The organism is Desulfonatronum lacustre DSM 10312 (assembly GCF_000519265.1).
Taxonomy (GTDB): domain Bacteria; phylum Desulfobacterota; class Desulfovibrionia; order Desulfovibrionales; family Desulfonatronaceae; genus Desulfonatronum; species Desulfonatronum lacustre.
On record NZ_KI912608.1, the window covers coordinates 2,928,991 to 2,941,825 of the forward strand.

Annotated in this window: 15 protein-coding genes; 1 reads left to right on the forward strand and 14 read right to left on the reverse strand. The window is 57.5% G+C overall.

What is annotated here, in order from left to right:
• Nucleotides 1-509 precede the first annotated feature (509 nt).
• The 11 genes from DESLA_RS0113810 to DESLA_RS0113855 form a co-directional block, all read right to left on the reverse strand.
• On the reverse strand, nucleotides 510-782 hold the full coding sequence (locus DESLA_RS0113810) for a type II toxin-antitoxin system YafQ family toxin (protein WP_028572916.1): 273 nt from the start codon (nucleotides 780-782) through the stop codon (nucleotides 510-512).
• Nucleotides 782-1,042, reverse strand: a complete 261-nt coding sequence (locus DESLA_RS0113815) for a type II toxin-antitoxin system RelB/DinJ family antitoxin (protein ID WP_028572917.1) — start codon at nucleotides 1,040-1,042, stop codon at nucleotides 782-784. Before DESLA_RS0113815 ends, DESLA_RS0113810 begins: the two co-directional genes overlap by 1 nt.
• Nucleotides 1,043-1,454: 412 nt before the next feature.
• Nucleotides 1,455-1,643, reverse strand: coding sequence for a hypothetical protein (locus tag DESLA_RS0113820; protein ID WP_028572918.1), 189 nt, complete (start codon nucleotides 1,641-1,643; stop codon nucleotides 1,455-1,457).
• Between the two features lie 78 nt (nucleotides 1,644-1,721).
• Nucleotides 1,722-2,285, reverse strand: coding sequence for a recombinase family protein (locus tag DESLA_RS0113825; RefSeq protein WP_028572919.1), 564 nt, complete (start codon nucleotides 2,283-2,285; stop codon nucleotides 1,722-1,724).
• A 258-nt stretch (nucleotides 2,286-2,543) separates the two neighbouring features.
• Nucleotides 2,544-2,999, reverse strand: coding sequence for an Lcl C-terminal domain-containing protein (locus DESLA_RS0113830; RefSeq protein ID WP_028572920.1), 456 nt, complete (start codon nucleotides 2,997-2,999; stop codon nucleotides 2,544-2,546).
• Nucleotides 3,000-3,777: 778 nt separating this feature from the next.
• A complete protein-coding gene (locus DESLA_RS23725; protein WP_211239059.1) occupies nucleotides 3,778-4,014 on the reverse strand; it encodes a UPF0175 family protein in 237 nt (78 codons plus the stop codon).
• A 52-nt stretch (nucleotides 4,015-4,066) separates the two neighbouring features.
• Nucleotides 4,067-4,402 (reverse strand): addiction module antidote protein, encoded by a 336-nt coding sequence (locus DESLA_RS0113835; protein ID WP_028572921.1) that lies wholly within the window; start codon nucleotides 4,400-4,402, stop codon nucleotides 4,067-4,069.
• Nucleotides 4,389-4,625 carry a type II toxin-antitoxin system RelE/ParE family toxin gene (locus DESLA_RS20595; RefSeq protein WP_281172417.1) on the reverse strand — a complete coding sequence of 79 codons (237 nt, stop codon included), beginning with the start codon at nucleotides 4,623-4,625 and terminating at the stop codon, nucleotides 4,389-4,391. Before DESLA_RS20595 ends, DESLA_RS0113835 begins: the two co-directional genes overlap by 14 nt.
• Nucleotides 4,626-4,789: 164 nt before the next feature.
• The gene (locus tag DESLA_RS0113845; protein WP_028572922.1) at nucleotides 4,790-7,270 is read right to left on the reverse strand and encodes a radical SAM protein; all 2,481 of its coding nucleotides are present in this window, start codon (nucleotides 7,268-7,270) and stop codon (nucleotides 4,790-4,792) included.
• Between the two features lie 536 nt (nucleotides 7,271-7,806).
• On the reverse strand, nucleotides 7,807-9,030 hold the full coding sequence (locus DESLA_RS20600) for an MFS transporter (RefSeq protein ID WP_051434697.1): 1,224 nt from the start codon (nucleotides 9,028-9,030) through the stop codon (nucleotides 7,807-7,809).
• A gap of 125 nt (nucleotides 9,031-9,155) precedes the next feature.
• Complete coding sequence (locus DESLA_RS0113855) at nucleotides 9,156-9,545, reverse strand: hypothetical protein (RefSeq protein WP_028572923.1); 390 nt, start codon at nucleotides 9,543-9,545, stop codon at nucleotides 9,156-9,158.
• Between the two features lie 239 nt (nucleotides 9,546-9,784).
• Here DESLA_RS0113855 and DESLA_RS0113860 point away from each other — a divergent pair, with 239 nt between their 5' ends.
• Nucleotides 9,785-10,207, forward strand: a complete 423-nt coding sequence (locus DESLA_RS0113860; protein WP_028572924.1) for a hypothetical protein — start codon at nucleotides 9,785-9,787, stop codon at nucleotides 10,205-10,207.
• Nucleotides 10,208-10,232: 25 nt separating this feature from the next.
• On the opposite strand, the gene DESLA_RS0113865 is transcribed toward DESLA_RS0113860, so the two are convergent.
• The 3 genes from DESLA_RS0113865 to DESLA_RS0113875 form a co-directional block, all read right to left on the reverse strand.
• On the reverse strand, nucleotides 10,233-10,670 hold the full coding sequence (locus DESLA_RS0113865; protein ID WP_028572925.1) for a FlxA-like family protein: 438 nt from the start codon (nucleotides 10,668-10,670) through the stop codon (nucleotides 10,233-10,235).
• A gap of 286 nt (nucleotides 10,671-10,956) precedes the next feature.
• Entirely contained in the window at nucleotides 10,957-11,514 is a 558-nt protein-coding gene (locus tag DESLA_RS0113870) for a hypothetical protein (protein ID WP_028572926.1), read from the reverse strand.
• Nucleotides 11,515-11,612: 98 nt separating this feature from the next.
• Nucleotides 11,613-12,716 carry a GGDEF domain-containing protein gene (locus tag DESLA_RS0113875; protein WP_028572927.1) on the reverse strand — a complete coding sequence of 368 codons (1,104 nt, stop codon included), beginning with the start codon at nucleotides 12,714-12,716 and terminating at the stop codon, nucleotides 11,613-11,615.
• Between the last annotated feature and the right edge of the window lie 119 nt (nucleotides 12,717-12,835).

Sequence of the window (12,835 nt, forward strand, 5' to 3'; positions counted from 1 at the left end):
ATCCGGCAGTCCGTTCAAAAACCCCAAGTGCAAGGAGCAAAAAAAGTTCAAGGTCGAAGCGTATTTATTCATACGTGAGAGTTTGAACTTTTTGCAGCGACGCAGCAATTGGGAGTTTTTCAACGGACTGATATGTCCGAAACGCATATTGAGCCATCCTTATTTCATTATGGGGGCGTAAAAAAGCCCCTCTGTATCGTTCGCCAGAATGACCGAGGGGCTTTACAGCCAAGGCTCCAAGCCAAGTCCGGAAGGTTGTGATCCAAGTTTACCCGTGGGCGGGCACTTGGATTAATGTGTTGGATCGAACAGGGCCGATTGATTTTGTCCGTGCTTGCCTGGATCGTTGTTTACGGCGCACATGTTCTTCAGCTATCAGTTCAGCCGTCCGCTTTTCAATCCGTTCCCTCCGTTCAGGGGAAAGGCCGACCATCATTTCATCAAGAGTTTTTGCCATGGCTGACATCCTCGTTCAATTCCATCAAGTTCCATGGTTTATCGAAAGCGGCCTACCCCATAAACACATCAGCGTGTTTTCCTGTACGTTCGAATCGCACAACATCTCCGGAAACCTTGTAGATCAGAACCCAGTCTGGCTCAATATGCGCATCCCGAAAACCAATCCACTCTCCTTTCAACGGATGGTCAAGATATGTCGCTGGCAACGGCACGCCTTTAATGAGCAATGCCAGTAATTTTTTAAGTTTTTCCACATCCTTGCCACGCTTCTTTGCCAGCTTTACGTCTCTCTTGAATTGACCTGAATATTCTGGAGTGCGCATTAGATACCGAGTTGCCGGAAAAGGTCTTCAGCATCTTTAGCGCGGTATACATCCTCGCCTCGCTCACTCTTCTCCAGCGTTTTAGCCGTGAGAGCGTTTGGAATACGCATATCAAACGGCAGCGCCTTTTCTTTGGCAACTTTCGTTAACGCAATACGCACCACGTCAGAAACGGTAAGCCCCATTTCTGCTAATACACTGGAAGCCTCATTTTTTATAGTTTCATCAATCCTTGCCCGGACAACTGCTGTTGCAGCCATGGTTCATATCTCCGTTGAAGATTTTTGTAGCCCAATTGGTTTACAATATATAGATGTTCATTGCACGGTCAAGCCGGGATTTCGTGAAAATCACTTTTCATGGTGTCGCTTTTGGGGAGACCTCACGGATCACTTTCGAGAGGCTGGTCCACTACCAACAAACGTGTCGTTTGGGGCAAACTGATTCAACCGTGGCAACTCAGAAAACGGAAAAAATCGTACGCTATGGGTTCACTCCACCAAAATGAAATTTGTGTCCGCTAAGCTCTGGTGGCAAGTACTCCAACAAACAAGAGCCGTTCGCGGGGAAATTAGATGGCGCAAAAAAGCCCCTCTGTATCGTTCACCAGAATGACCGAGGGGCTTTACGGCCAAGGCTCCAAGCCAGGGTCGGAAGGTTGTGTGGTCCCTTTTACCTGTGGGCGGGCACTTGGGTTAATGTGTTGGAGCGAACAGGGCCGGTTGCTTTTGTCCGTGTCTGCTGTGAGCGTTGTTCACGCCGGGCATGTTCTTCGCGGATGATCACCGCTGCCTGGACCTCGATGTCCTTCCGGTCCTCGGGGGAAAATTCCGCGAGCACCTCTCTAAGATTTCTTGCCATGGCTTACCTCCGCTATTTTGTCCAAGTGCCGTTGGTATCATCCGTCAGCTTGCCGGGATTCCGTGAAAGTCATCCCTATCAAATCGAGGCTTGCCCTGCCGGTACCCATCGGTAAAGAGTCGGCACGGAGACATCAAGAGTTTGGGCAACATCCCTGGCGGGCATACCGGAGGACAGTAGTTTCTTCGCGGACTCAACCTTGGTCAGCGTCATCTTTGGCTTGCGGCCACCATATCGGCCAAGTTTACGTGCGGCTTCCAGACCGGCCTTGGTCCGCTCAACGGTCAATTCCCGCTCCATCTCAGCCAGACTGGCCACCATGACGTGGAAGAAGAACCGACCAGCAGGTGTGCCGGTGTCGATGGCGTCAGTAATGCTTTTGAACTCAATTCCGCGTTCCCGCAACGATCCAACCAGGTCAACCAGGTGCTTTACGCCGCGGCCCAGGCGATCCAGTTTCCAGATCACGAGCGTATCGCCCTGACGGAGCATGTCGAGGGCCTTGGCAAGCCCTGGCCGATCCACCTGCGTTCCGCTGACCTTGTCCTCAAAAATTTTCTCGCAACCTACGCTGACAAGGGCTTCCTGTTGCAGGTTCAGGTTTTGATCCGTGGTCGAAACACGTGCGTAGCCGATCAGCATTTGGACACCCCTCTGGTTGTTCTCGAAACTCGTCAGTGATTGTCATTTTGAGAAAAGAGATTCAAGAACTATTTTTGAGAAGGGCGGAGCCTTGATTTTTTGTCAGTCGTGCAGACGACAGCTAACATTCTCATAAACCATCGTTTTTGAGAATTGAAAAGGCTCCTTTCCGCCTAAAAACGGCGAGCAAGGGGCTACCGCCCCCTGCACCCCCCGTTAATGATTGAATTACCCAAATAATCCAAGCTCCAAAGCACCTCACTGTCCGGCGCGGACCGGCCACACGTGGAAGGTGAGGGTCGTGTAGTTGAAGTTCACGTTGATGTTGCTCATGCTCACGCTCCACGCGTTGCCCGGGTAGTCCGCGTCGTGCGTGCTGGACCAGTAGTAGGACGACTGGACCCCGGTAAAGGGATGTCCGCCTTGAATTGCATGCCTAATAGCCACAAGCTCATCCTTGCTCGGCAGCCGCCAGCCGCTAATTCCGCGGATGCTGAAAAAGGTGCACCTTAACATGGCGTCATCCCAATTCAATCTACCGAACGGGTCCGCATCCTTGGTCCACATCAGCCCCGTCGCCGTGTCCGTCACTGTCCCGTCCCCATTGTCCACGAACCTCTGGGCCTGAGCTTCGCCGGACATGACCAGTCCGGTCAGGCAGAGCATGAAGGTCAGGGCCGCTGTTCCGAAAATCATTCTCCACATTTTTCTCATGACGATACTCCTTGGTTGGGTTGAGTGTTGATGTTTCTCAACATTAAGCACGATCCATGCCATTGGTAAAACTACATGAATACAAAATGTTAGGTGAAATCGCCAACCAGCTAAAGCCTTGCTGTTTGCGCCCATTCCGTTGGCACTGCCAAGATACTTGGCGATTCGAGAGGTTCCGGGAAGCTGTTGGTGTCGAGTCCAGAGCACAAGGACAAGGAGGCCAAGGCGAGGTTGCGCTCCTGGGGTTTGATAGCAGTGCGGGCCGGTTGCGGCAATCGGAGGGCGCGGCCTGGACCGGGGCTGTCGCGAATAGGCCCAATCCCAACATTCGTGTCACCAAGTATCAAGTAACTTTTGAGCAGGTAGCTACACGATACGCATCCCCTCCACCTGGACCCACTTCCTGCAGATTCGACGGACAGGTTAGGAATCGAATTCATCTTGCAATCTTCTGTTATTGCTCGACCAAAAAAGACCAAGTCAAGCACGATGTACCGGATTATGCACCAAAAAGCAGGGCTTACCGTACACAAATTTCCGCTTGGTGGAGTGAGTCCACATCGCGCAATCTCTAGTTCGGAGCCTCCGGACAATAATATGGTTTTTAATGCAATTCCTCAGTCAACGTCGAAGGTCCAGAAATGCCTATTCCAAGCCGAGCAATTTGGCCGGGTCCGATGAACCGGGAAGAACGTAGGAGCCCGGCAGCCGGCTCACAGTCGCACGTCCCGGGTTGGGGAGTCGTCTTGTACGACCTCCACTTCAGGCATGTTGTAATTCACTCGCCAAGCTGTCCACATCCACGGAGAAGACTTCGACCTTCTGAGCGGCAAGTGCTTTCCAGAAAGTCGTTCCGATCCAGACCGGCAATCAATGCCCCTTTTTCCATGGATATTTCGCCACGCGCATACCAGTGGATCGCCGTGGCCAATCGCAAATCATGCCCGAAGAGTCGCGGTGGCTGCTTGCGAGCAGAAAAAACCTCGTCCGGGAGTTCCAGGGTAAGTCGAACCATACCTTGCCCTTATTCTTGATTCAGGGCATTCCTGACAGGATGGGAGATCAGATCAGTTGGGGCAAGCAGCCCGTTCATTGCGGCTCTCAGGAGCGATGACCAGACGTAGTCCGACCGCCTTGAGTACAGCCAACAGAGTCTTGAGCGTTGGGTTTCCTTTGGGCGACAAGGCCCTGTAGAGACTTTCACGCTTAATTCCCGCTGCGTTGGCGACATCAGCCATGCCGAAGGCTTCAGAAACATGCCGCAGAGCTATGAGCAATACCGCGGGCTCGTCGGTATCTTCCATGGCAGCCTGGAGATACTCCGCCGCGAAAAGAGGATCCGCACGGAGTTCTTGTACAAGGGCCTCATCATGGCTAACACTGGCGCGATCAGTTTTCTTCATGGCCTTCCCTTCTTTTGAAATCGGCAAGATAGTCGATTGCCCGCTGAATATCGGCTTCCTGTGTCCGTTTATCGCCACCGCATAAAAGCAACACAATCAGCTTTCCCACCCTGCTGAAATAGACGCGATACCCGGGGCCGTAGTCTATCCGCAGTTCCGAGACACCACCCCGGAGTGTTTTGCAATCGCCGAAATTACCAGCTTTCAAGCGGTTGATCGACAATCTTGGCTCGTGCCCGCACATCCCGGAGGTCGGTCAGCCAATCCGCAATGACCTCCCGACCGTTATTAGCACGGTACCGACGAATGATGTTCACGAATTTTTGTAACTTTCAAATCACAGATGGTCAACAGATCTATCTCGCCATTTCGGCAAGTTGTCACCTTTCATCCACGCAGAAAAAAGTCCCGGTTCGTCCGTGCCGTCAGCCCGCGCACCGGCACCACGGGGTGGCCGTCACGTTCCTCGACTCCTTCGGGCCAGTCAAAATCCGGATCAATATCGCGCATGGCTTTTTTGGTCACGCAGAGCAGGCGCATCAGGACGTGGTCGTCGTGGGCGGCGACGATGCGGGCGTTGAGGTTGAAGTCCGCGTCGCCGAGGATGGTACGGACCACGTAGACCGGGACCTCCCGGCCGCTTTCGTGGCGGCGCAGGTGGGTGGCCAGGTCGATCACCGTGGTGGCTTCCACGGGGGTGTCCCGGTTCCATTCCTCCTGCACCGGCAGGCCGGCGACGTAGAGGTTCTGGAGCTCAATGCCGATCTGGCGGCAGTTGTAGCAGATCCGCTTCATTTCCTCCGGGGAGTCGTTGATCCCGGAGAGCAGGGCGATGTTGTTGTACACGGTCACGCCGTGGGCCAGGAGGCGGCGGATGATTTCGCCGTGGACCAGGCGAAACTCGCTGGAATGGACGAACTGGGTTTCCAGTTCCAGGCGGGTCGGGCGGGCGGGGTCGAGGTGGTTCAGGGCGATCAGTTCCTCGATCACGTCGTCGGTGTAGGCCTCGGGCTCGTAGGCGAACATCAGGCTGCGCACCCGCAGGGCGGTGACCTGGGGCAGGGAGCGCAGGGCCTGGGCATAGGCCTGGACCTCGGGCAGGTGGTTGAGGATTTTGTCTTCCGCGGCCAGGACCACGTCCGAAATCTCCGGATTGGCCTGGATGTACTCCAGAATGGCGGGCATCTCCCGGTTCGCGGCCACGTCCACCTCCACCTGGGTGCGGTGAACGCGCTGCAGGGCCTCGATGCCCGTGGGAACGATGCTTTGACGGATGCGTTGGTCTTGGCAGATGAGCTGCTGGACCCGGCCCAGTTCCTGGGGATCAAAGTCCCTGGCCGGCGGCGCGTCCTGGGAAAGGGAGCCGAAAAACAGGGACTCGTCGCCGATCCGGGCCATGAACCGGGAGTCCAGGGTCCCTTCGTGGTTCACGCGGCTTTTCTCCAAGGAAAATTGCGGGGCGAACGACTTGAAGTAGCCTTCGGTGTAGGGGGTGCGGATCCAGATCATATCCGGTTCCTCCCCGCTTTGCTCCACGGCCCAGCCGCTGGTGTTCCAGTCGATCTTCCCGATCTTGGTGGCCGTGCACAGAATGGGCATGGCCCGGTCCGGCAGGTGGCCGCGCAGATGGGCCAGGGCCGTATGACCGGCGGAAATGGGCGTCCAGTAGATATTGTTGCCCTGGATGGGGCTGCACGGGATGTAGATGTAGTGCAACTCGGAGCCCACGGCCCGCAGCTGGGCGTAGAGCTCGGCCAGCTCCGCGCCGGTGTCGTTGCAGTCCTTCAGGAACGGGGTCTGGGTGTAGACGCCGACCCCGCCCCGGACCAGCCGGGAGATGATCTCCAGACTGTAATGGGAGATTTCGTCCGGATGGATGAAGTGGGTGGCGATCTCGATCTTCTTGTTGGTCTTTTGCAGCTCCCGGTTCCGGTCGATCAGGTAGTTCAGCCAGAATTCGTTCTCCGCGAAGAACAGGGACGGGTAATAGGAGATGCACCGGGAGGCGATGCGGATGGTCTGGACGTGGGGAATCCCGGCCAGACCGGCCACTGCCGTGGTCAAGGTGGCCTTGTTCATCAGCGGCTCCCCCCCGGTGAGCACGATCTCCTTGATCTGGGGCGAGGCGGCGATGTGATCCACCGCCTTTTGGACGTCCTCCACCGTGGGCGCGGGGAGGTTGCGGCAGTCCTTGTGTTTGCGGAAGCAGAACCGGCAATACACCGGGCAGCTCATGTGCAGGACGAAAATCGGGCGGTTCTGGTACATCTGTTCCAAAAGCCCCTGGTGAAACTGGCCGATCCAGGTGTTTTTCAGGCCGGTCTGATCCAGCTCCTGGACAAAGGGCATGAACTGATAGGCCACGTGCCGGGACAGGCGGGACTGGCGCAGGACGTGTCGGGACAGCCGCACCGGGTAGGTGTCGATGACCTGTTGCAGGTCTTCGCGCTGGTCCTCCGGAACCGTGATGTTGGTCAACTCCGCGTACTGTTCCACCGAGCGCACCGCCACGAACCCGTCGCCGGGAAGCATCTGCTCCAGGAAGACCAGCAGCAACCGCTTGGGCAGAACAATCCCGGAGACGCGCACCTCCGGACCTTCGTGGTCGTCCATTTCGTGATCCGACTGGTGGTTCGTTTTGGCCAGTTGCCGCAAGACCTCCTGGAAAAACGCCGCCTCGTCCATTCCACAGGCTCGAAGCAGGTTCGCGATCCGGTCGCCATGGCCCAAAAGCGTTCCAAAGTCCGGCCCCAGATAGAACCGCGTGCCCCAGCGCTCCAGAAAATCCACCACAGCCGCCCGCAGCGCGTCGTGGGATATGTTTGCTTCGTTTCCTGAATGACTGAATCGTACGGAATAGGTCTTCATGCCCGCTGCTCCAAAATGTTGTCGTCCTTAACCCCAACAGCGGCAAATATTTAGGCCGGATCGATTCCGGTCGTACCGCGTGTTCGCCCCGGAGAGAGGTGCCGGACACGGGCTTGTTCGTCAATGGTTTTGGGCGGACGGGCGATGGCTTGGCACTACAGCGACACTTCCATTTCCATCGTCTGTCCAGGATGTTCAACCACGGGGCACACGGGGAGCACGGGGAAAGAACTCCTCAATTTGTATTTACTCAGCACATTTTGTGTTCGCCCTTGCTCCGGCAATCGGAGTCGGGGTCGCTATCGGAATCGGAACAGGAAAAATTATGAACGCTTCCAGCGTTTTCGATCCCGATAGCGAAGCGCCGATCCCGACTCCGACCCCGGTAACGGTATTACTCAATGCTGAATAGTTACCTCAATTTTACGAAATATCTTCCCTGTGCTCCCCGTGCTCCCCGTGGTGAAATTTTCAGCAAGATCGGCTGTTGCCCAAAAATGTCGGTGTCGTGTTCGGCTTCGCGAGGCAAAGGCGGATCAGGGCGTGGGCTGATCTTGTGACGGCGACGGCTTGAGGGCCGTGGTCAGGAGCGTGCTGAGCAGGATCGCCGCCCCCAGGAGAATGAAGCCCAGGGCGAAGAGGTCGTGGTCGCCGAAGATGCCAAGTCCGGCCGGAATCAGTCCGCCGCCGGCCAGCACGGCCATGGGCACAACCAGGGAGATGGCCAGGGGCCGGACGGCCGCGGGGTAGACCAGGGAGAGCACGGCGAACCCGGCTGGGAAAAAACAGCCGCCCATGGTCGGCTGGACCAGCACCGCCAGCATGACCCAGCTCCCGGGCAGCAGGCCGAAGGTGATGGTCGCGATGCCGGTCAGGGCCACGAAAATGCGCAGGGCCCGAATGGGACCGAGGCGATCCACGATCATTCCGGCCCAGAAGACCAGAAACAGCCCGGAAACCCGGGACGCGGCCAGGAGGTAGTTGACCCAGTCCGCGGGCAGATCACGAACGCTGACCAGGTACAGCGGCGTTTGGGCGTAGACGCCCTGGGTGGCCCCGATGGCCATGGTGAAGAAGACGGCCAGAATCCAGAAGCGCCGGTCCCCCAGGGCGGTCAGGTAGGCCTTGGGGCGGGGAGGAATGCTTTTTTCCCGGCCCGCGGAACAGTACCGAAGGAACAGAACCAGGGCGACCAGTGCCAGGAGAGCGTTGCCGGTCAACGCCGTCCTCCAGCCCAGCCCCAGACCAATCGTCATTTCCGCCAGCAGCGGGGCCAGGATAAAGCTGAGGTTCGGGGCCAGCTCATGGATGGCCAGGGCCTTGCCCCAGTTGGTGTGCGGGACCATGGACGTGAGCACGGCGAAACCGGACGGAAAGTACAGCCCGCCGAAAAGGCCGACCACGAGCAGGCTCGACCGCAGCCAGAGCAGGTTCGGGCTGAGCGCGGCCATGACCAGGGCCAGGGCGATGCCCACCGCGGAAACCACGATCACATGGCGGTGCTCCAGACGGGAGGAAAGGAGGCCGGAGCAGAGCAGGGCCACGCTGTAGCCCAGGGAGACGATGAAGAACAGCTCCCCGGCCTGGGCCTTGGTCAGATCGAAATCGTCACGGATATGCAGTAAAAACGGAGCAAGGACGACCCGGCTCAGAAAGTTGGCGAAAAAAATGCCCATTAGGCTGAGCAGGCCGGGAACTACGGATCGAAAGGCCGGATAGCCGGCGGCATCCGTGCCGGGAGAGACAAGGGGCGTGGGCATGATCAAGAAAGTGGAGTGAAAGGGAATGCGTCAAGAGGATGGACGAAACACGCCCTGCGAGGGGTGTGTCGCGTACCGTTACGGGTCGCCCGGATCAGGGGCGGGGCCGAATATTGCTCGGTCCGTTACGGGCCCGAAGCCGAAGCTGCTCCGGTTTTCAGCTCATTGGCGTAGAGGATCGCGGGAATGGCGAAGAGGCCGTAGATGACCACCGCCATGCCCAGGTCGATGGGCCAGAACGGCGAAGCGGACTCGTCCAGGGTGGACAGCACCAACAAGACGTGGACCCCGCCCAGGATCAACGTCAGCCGCCCGGGCCAGACCCAGAATGACGGCGAGAAGTGGTGTCGTCCGAAAGCCAACCCATGGCAGGCCAGCAGGCAGAGGGCGAAAAAGGCGATGTCGGCCAGGATTTTCACGGTGAGCGCGGGTTCGCCGGAAATGGCGAGCAGCAACAGCCGCGTGACCGTGGTGGCCAGGAAAAGAATCGCCAGCAGGAAGAAATAAATTTTCATGGGTCAACCCCGAGTGGATGGAAAAGCGCCGGGCGTGCGTCCGCTTTCCACGCACGGTTGTTGAGATGTATTCAGGAACGTTCTGGGATGTATGGGGCTTGGCCGGAAATGTCAAAAGGCAGCGCGGGCGCTGCAATGGTCTCGCCCTTGAACGGCGTTCCGAATTGAGTCAGTATCCAGCCCGCCTTTTGCGGCGAACGCCCATTGTTGTACACCTCAATCAATTATAAGGAGAAAGCATGCTGGAAGTCGTCCAGGCCTATCTGACGAGATGGCAGGCGGACCCGAAGCGAGTCCGTCCTTTTTTCGCGCGCTTGCTGGAAGCGTTGCGCGACCCTGAAAACGAGATGGAGTTCGTGGAACGGGACGGAGTGAGCGCCAGTCTGCGGGCAAAAATCGCGGAGCCGGACAAGGGCGCTGTCTCGGGAGAACTGTTCTGTCTGGTAGATGTGGTCGAAGACGTGGACGGGCGGTGGCTCTCGGTCTGTTTTTACGCGGACACGGTCAGTGACCCGGAAGAGCGCGGTAATCTCGTGCCCCTGGGGCTGCTTGGCGAGGACGGTTATTGCTTCGACGTGGAAGAGCCGGATTCCGTTCTCGAGGATTATGTTCTGGAGAGAATTGACGAGGCCCGGAAGCGCGTTGGGACGGAACGGCGATAGCTGATGGAGCTATTTAGAGCTCCGATCATGCCGTCTCCGAGGCTTGCGCCTCAAGTTCGGCGATTTGGGCGGAAATCTGATTAATTTCAGCCTGGATTACTTGGATCATGCTGTTTTTCGTCTGCTCCGGCATAGACTGGTTGGCGGCGATGGCGGACAGTTTGTTCGTCAGGTCCTTCAGCCGGGCTTGCAGCGCCTCCAAGGGGCCGCTTGAAGAGGAATCGATCCCGCCTCTGGCCTTGTGCATGTACTTCCTGAATGCTTCCGCCGCGTCATTGTCGCCGGTGTCTTCGGACTTTGCGGCTTGCTGAGCCTCCCTGGCCGCAGGTGAAATGCTCACGGTGTCGCCCCCGGCGGAGGTCGAAGCGCCCCGGAACCAATCCGTTGCCTGAGTTTCCCGGACAATGGGCTGTCCCGCAGACTCCCCTGTCCGCAAAAAATTCTGATAACCGTCTATGCGCATAGCTCACTCCAATTGGGAAATAGTTGCCGTGCGCAGTATCGCAGCAAAAGGCATGCCTCGGTAGCGACTCTGGCCAGAGGTATCCGGCAAGACGTATCTGGCCGGACGCATCTGCTGGCATGAAGCGGCTTCGCCTGCCCTATCCAGCGATAAACTGACTTCTTGAAGACGGAAAAGGAAATGAAAAGGGCGGACAGTCCGCCCTCAATGGGAATATTTTTCCAGGCGACGACAACAGGCCGCAAGCCAGCCACAATGGTCGTCACGGCGAAGACGATGCGCAGGTCTACATTATCACGGAAGACTTGCCCATGATGTGCATCAACTCAGCCAGTCGGGTGTCTCCCCGGACTCGCTCCATCATTTCTTGACGCAGAGATTCGCTGCGCGACTGGTCAAGCACCAGGGCGTTGTAGTGAGACTCCAAGCCGGTAATGTCGTTTTCAGCAAGCATGGCCCGATAATGCCCGCGCACGAGTTCGGCGTATTCCCTACGTTCAGCGGTGGATGCGGCAGCGGCTTGGGGATATCTTTCAGCGAACCAATCTCCTTTGGCCCCAAGCTGGGTGGAAACTTGAAACCCATATTCAGCGAACCAGGCGGGAATCTGATACATTTCCAGGGGGTAGTCGGCGGCGGATGTCTGCCGGGCATCCCCTGTGGCGGAAATGTCGCCGCGCAGAGCATCCGCAGCCCGCCTGCCTTCGCTGGATATCGTCACGGTATCCGCGCTGTTCGAGGAATTGCCGCCAAGGGAATTTGCCCTGGGCGGAACGGTGTGCACCGAGTTCACGTAAGGCGTGGCGGAAGGGTTGCCGATAGATTGCAGGTTTCCTGTAAGCATGTGCCTTCTCCTGGTCGGTCATGAACGGATACCGGATGACGTCCTTTCGTGCTCGAATGCAAGCGTGAGACCAAAAGGCGACTCGACAACCAGTCTCGTCAAGTTGACTCGGAGGTTCGCGCCCGTTCGCTGGCTGAAGGCTTAGCGCTGTACATGCTCGTGTCTGCCCGTTGGATGAACTGGTGGAGGGTTTCTCCGGGGCGATGCATGGCCAAGCCGATGGAGGCCGTGATCCTGAGTTGCGTGGCGACCGCACAGACTTGGGCGACGGGGAGGGTGCGCAGCGCATCCTGGATGCGGTTTGCGGTTCTTTGAGCCGTTTCCCTGTTCACGTCCGGAAGCAGCAGTAAAAATTCGTCGCCTCCCAGACGGATGAAAATGTCGTAGTCGCGAACGATGTTCTGGATCGCATGCGCCACGGCGACCAGGAGCTGGTCTCCGCAAGCATGACCCAAGGTGTCGTTGACTTTTTTGAATCCGTCCAGATCGATGAACAGCAGCGCGACCGGCATTTTTTTACGATGCGCGAACTCCAGGATTCGCGGCGCGTGCTTCATCAGGTAGGATCGGTTATGACAACCGGTAAGATGGTCTTGAGTGGATTCACGCTGGAGTTTTTCGTGTTCCCGGAGCGTTACCAGGGACCAGGAGAACAGGTCGGCGAAGAACTCGATGAAGTCGGTGGCCATTCCTTCATTGTAGCGCAAAGGATCGCCGTCTTTCAGGGCCAGAAAGCCGATCAGGTTGTCCGGCTGATACTTGTCCCAGAGGGGAAAGACGCATACCGAGCCGAGACAGTCCCGTTGGCCGCGTGTTTGGAACAGTTCCCGGGCGGTAGGAGCCTGGATCGCGATGTCCGCGAAGGAGCCGAGCAGTGGGTGCCTGAAGGACTCGGCCAGGCCCATCTCCCTGAGCATGCGTCGAAGAGAAAGCTGGGATCGGGTGGGGATGGAATCGGGGAGAAAACCGGCGTACTGCTCCCGGTCCAAGACGAGATGAATGTCCCGCAATTTGAGGCTGCCGCGCAACGTGGTCAGAAGCGCGGGAAGTTGGTCCAGGGAGGTTATGGCCTGGATTTGAGAGGCGCAAAGTTTGAACTTGTGAAAGACGGAAAGATTTTGCCTGTACAGTTCCAGAGTCCGCTCCAACCTTTCCCGTAGGCAGTGCGCGTCGGCCGCGTTCTGAGCATCGCGACCGCTCATGGAGCTTCCGTTGGAGCCGGGGGGCGCCGGATTCCGGAAAACAAGGCTTGAGCACGGTGGAGAAATGACTGATGAGCCTCTGAAGGGGACATTGTACCGATGATTTTAGTCCGCATGGG

What these genes read in the sequence shown, in the direction of transcription:
- DESLA_RS0113875 (WP_028572927.1), bottom strand. Translation starts at nt 12,716, where the DNA reads ATGAGCGGTCGCGATGCTCAGAACGCGGCCGACGCGCACTGCCTACGG.
- DESLA_RS0113835 (WP_028572921.1), bottom strand. Translation starts at nt 4,402, where the DNA reads ATGAAGAAAACTGATCGCGCCAGTGTTAGCCATGATGAGGCCCTTGTA.
- DESLA_RS23725 (WP_211239059.1), bottom strand. Translation starts at nt 4,014, where the DNA reads ATGGTTCGACTTACCCTGGAACTCCCGGACGAGGTTTTTTCTGCTCGC.
- DESLA_RS0113815 (WP_028572917.1), bottom strand. Translation starts at nt 1,042, where the DNA reads ATGGCTGCAACAGCAGTTGTCCGGGCAAGGATTGATGAAACTATAAAA.
- DESLA_RS0113825 (WP_028572919.1), bottom strand. Translation starts at nt 2,285, where the DNA reads ATGCTGATCGGCTACGCACGTGTTTCGACCACGGATCAAAACCTGAAC.
- DESLA_RS20600 (WP_051434697.1), bottom strand. Translation starts at nt 9,030, where the DNA reads ATGCCCACGCCCCTTGTCTCTCCCGGCACGGATGCCGCCGGCTATCCG.
- DESLA_RS0113870 (WP_028572926.1), bottom strand. Translation starts at nt 11,514, where the DNA reads ATGCTTACAGGAAACCTGCAATCTATCGGCAACCCTTCCGCCACGCCT.
- DESLA_RS0113860 (WP_028572924.1), top strand. Translation starts at nt 9,785, where the DNA reads ATGCTGGAAGTCGTCCAGGCCTATCTGACGAGATGGCAGGCGGACCCG.
- DESLA_RS0113810 (WP_028572916.1), bottom strand. Translation starts at nt 782, where the DNA reads ATGCGCACTCCAGAATATTCAGGTCAATTCAAGAGAGACGTAAAGCTG.
- DESLA_RS0113830 (WP_028572920.1), bottom strand. Translation starts at nt 2,999, where the DNA reads ATGAGAAAAATGTGGAGAATGATTTTCGGAACAGCGGCCCTGACCTTC.
- DESLA_RS0113865 (WP_028572925.1), bottom strand. Translation starts at nt 10,670, where the DNA reads ATGCGCATAGACGGTTATCAGAATTTTTTGCGGACAGGGGAGTCTGCG.
- DESLA_RS0113820 (WP_028572918.1), bottom strand. Translation starts at nt 1,643, where the DNA reads ATGGCAAGAAATCTTAGAGAGGTGCTCGCGGAATTTTCCCCCGAGGAC.
- DESLA_RS0113855 (WP_028572923.1), bottom strand. Translation starts at nt 9,545, where the DNA reads ATGAAAATTTATTTCTTCCTGCTGGCGATTCTTTTCCTGGCCACCACG.
- DESLA_RS0113845 (WP_028572922.1), bottom strand. Translation starts at nt 7,270, where the DNA reads ATGAAGACCTATTCCGTACGATTCAGTCATTCAGGAAACGAAGCAAAC.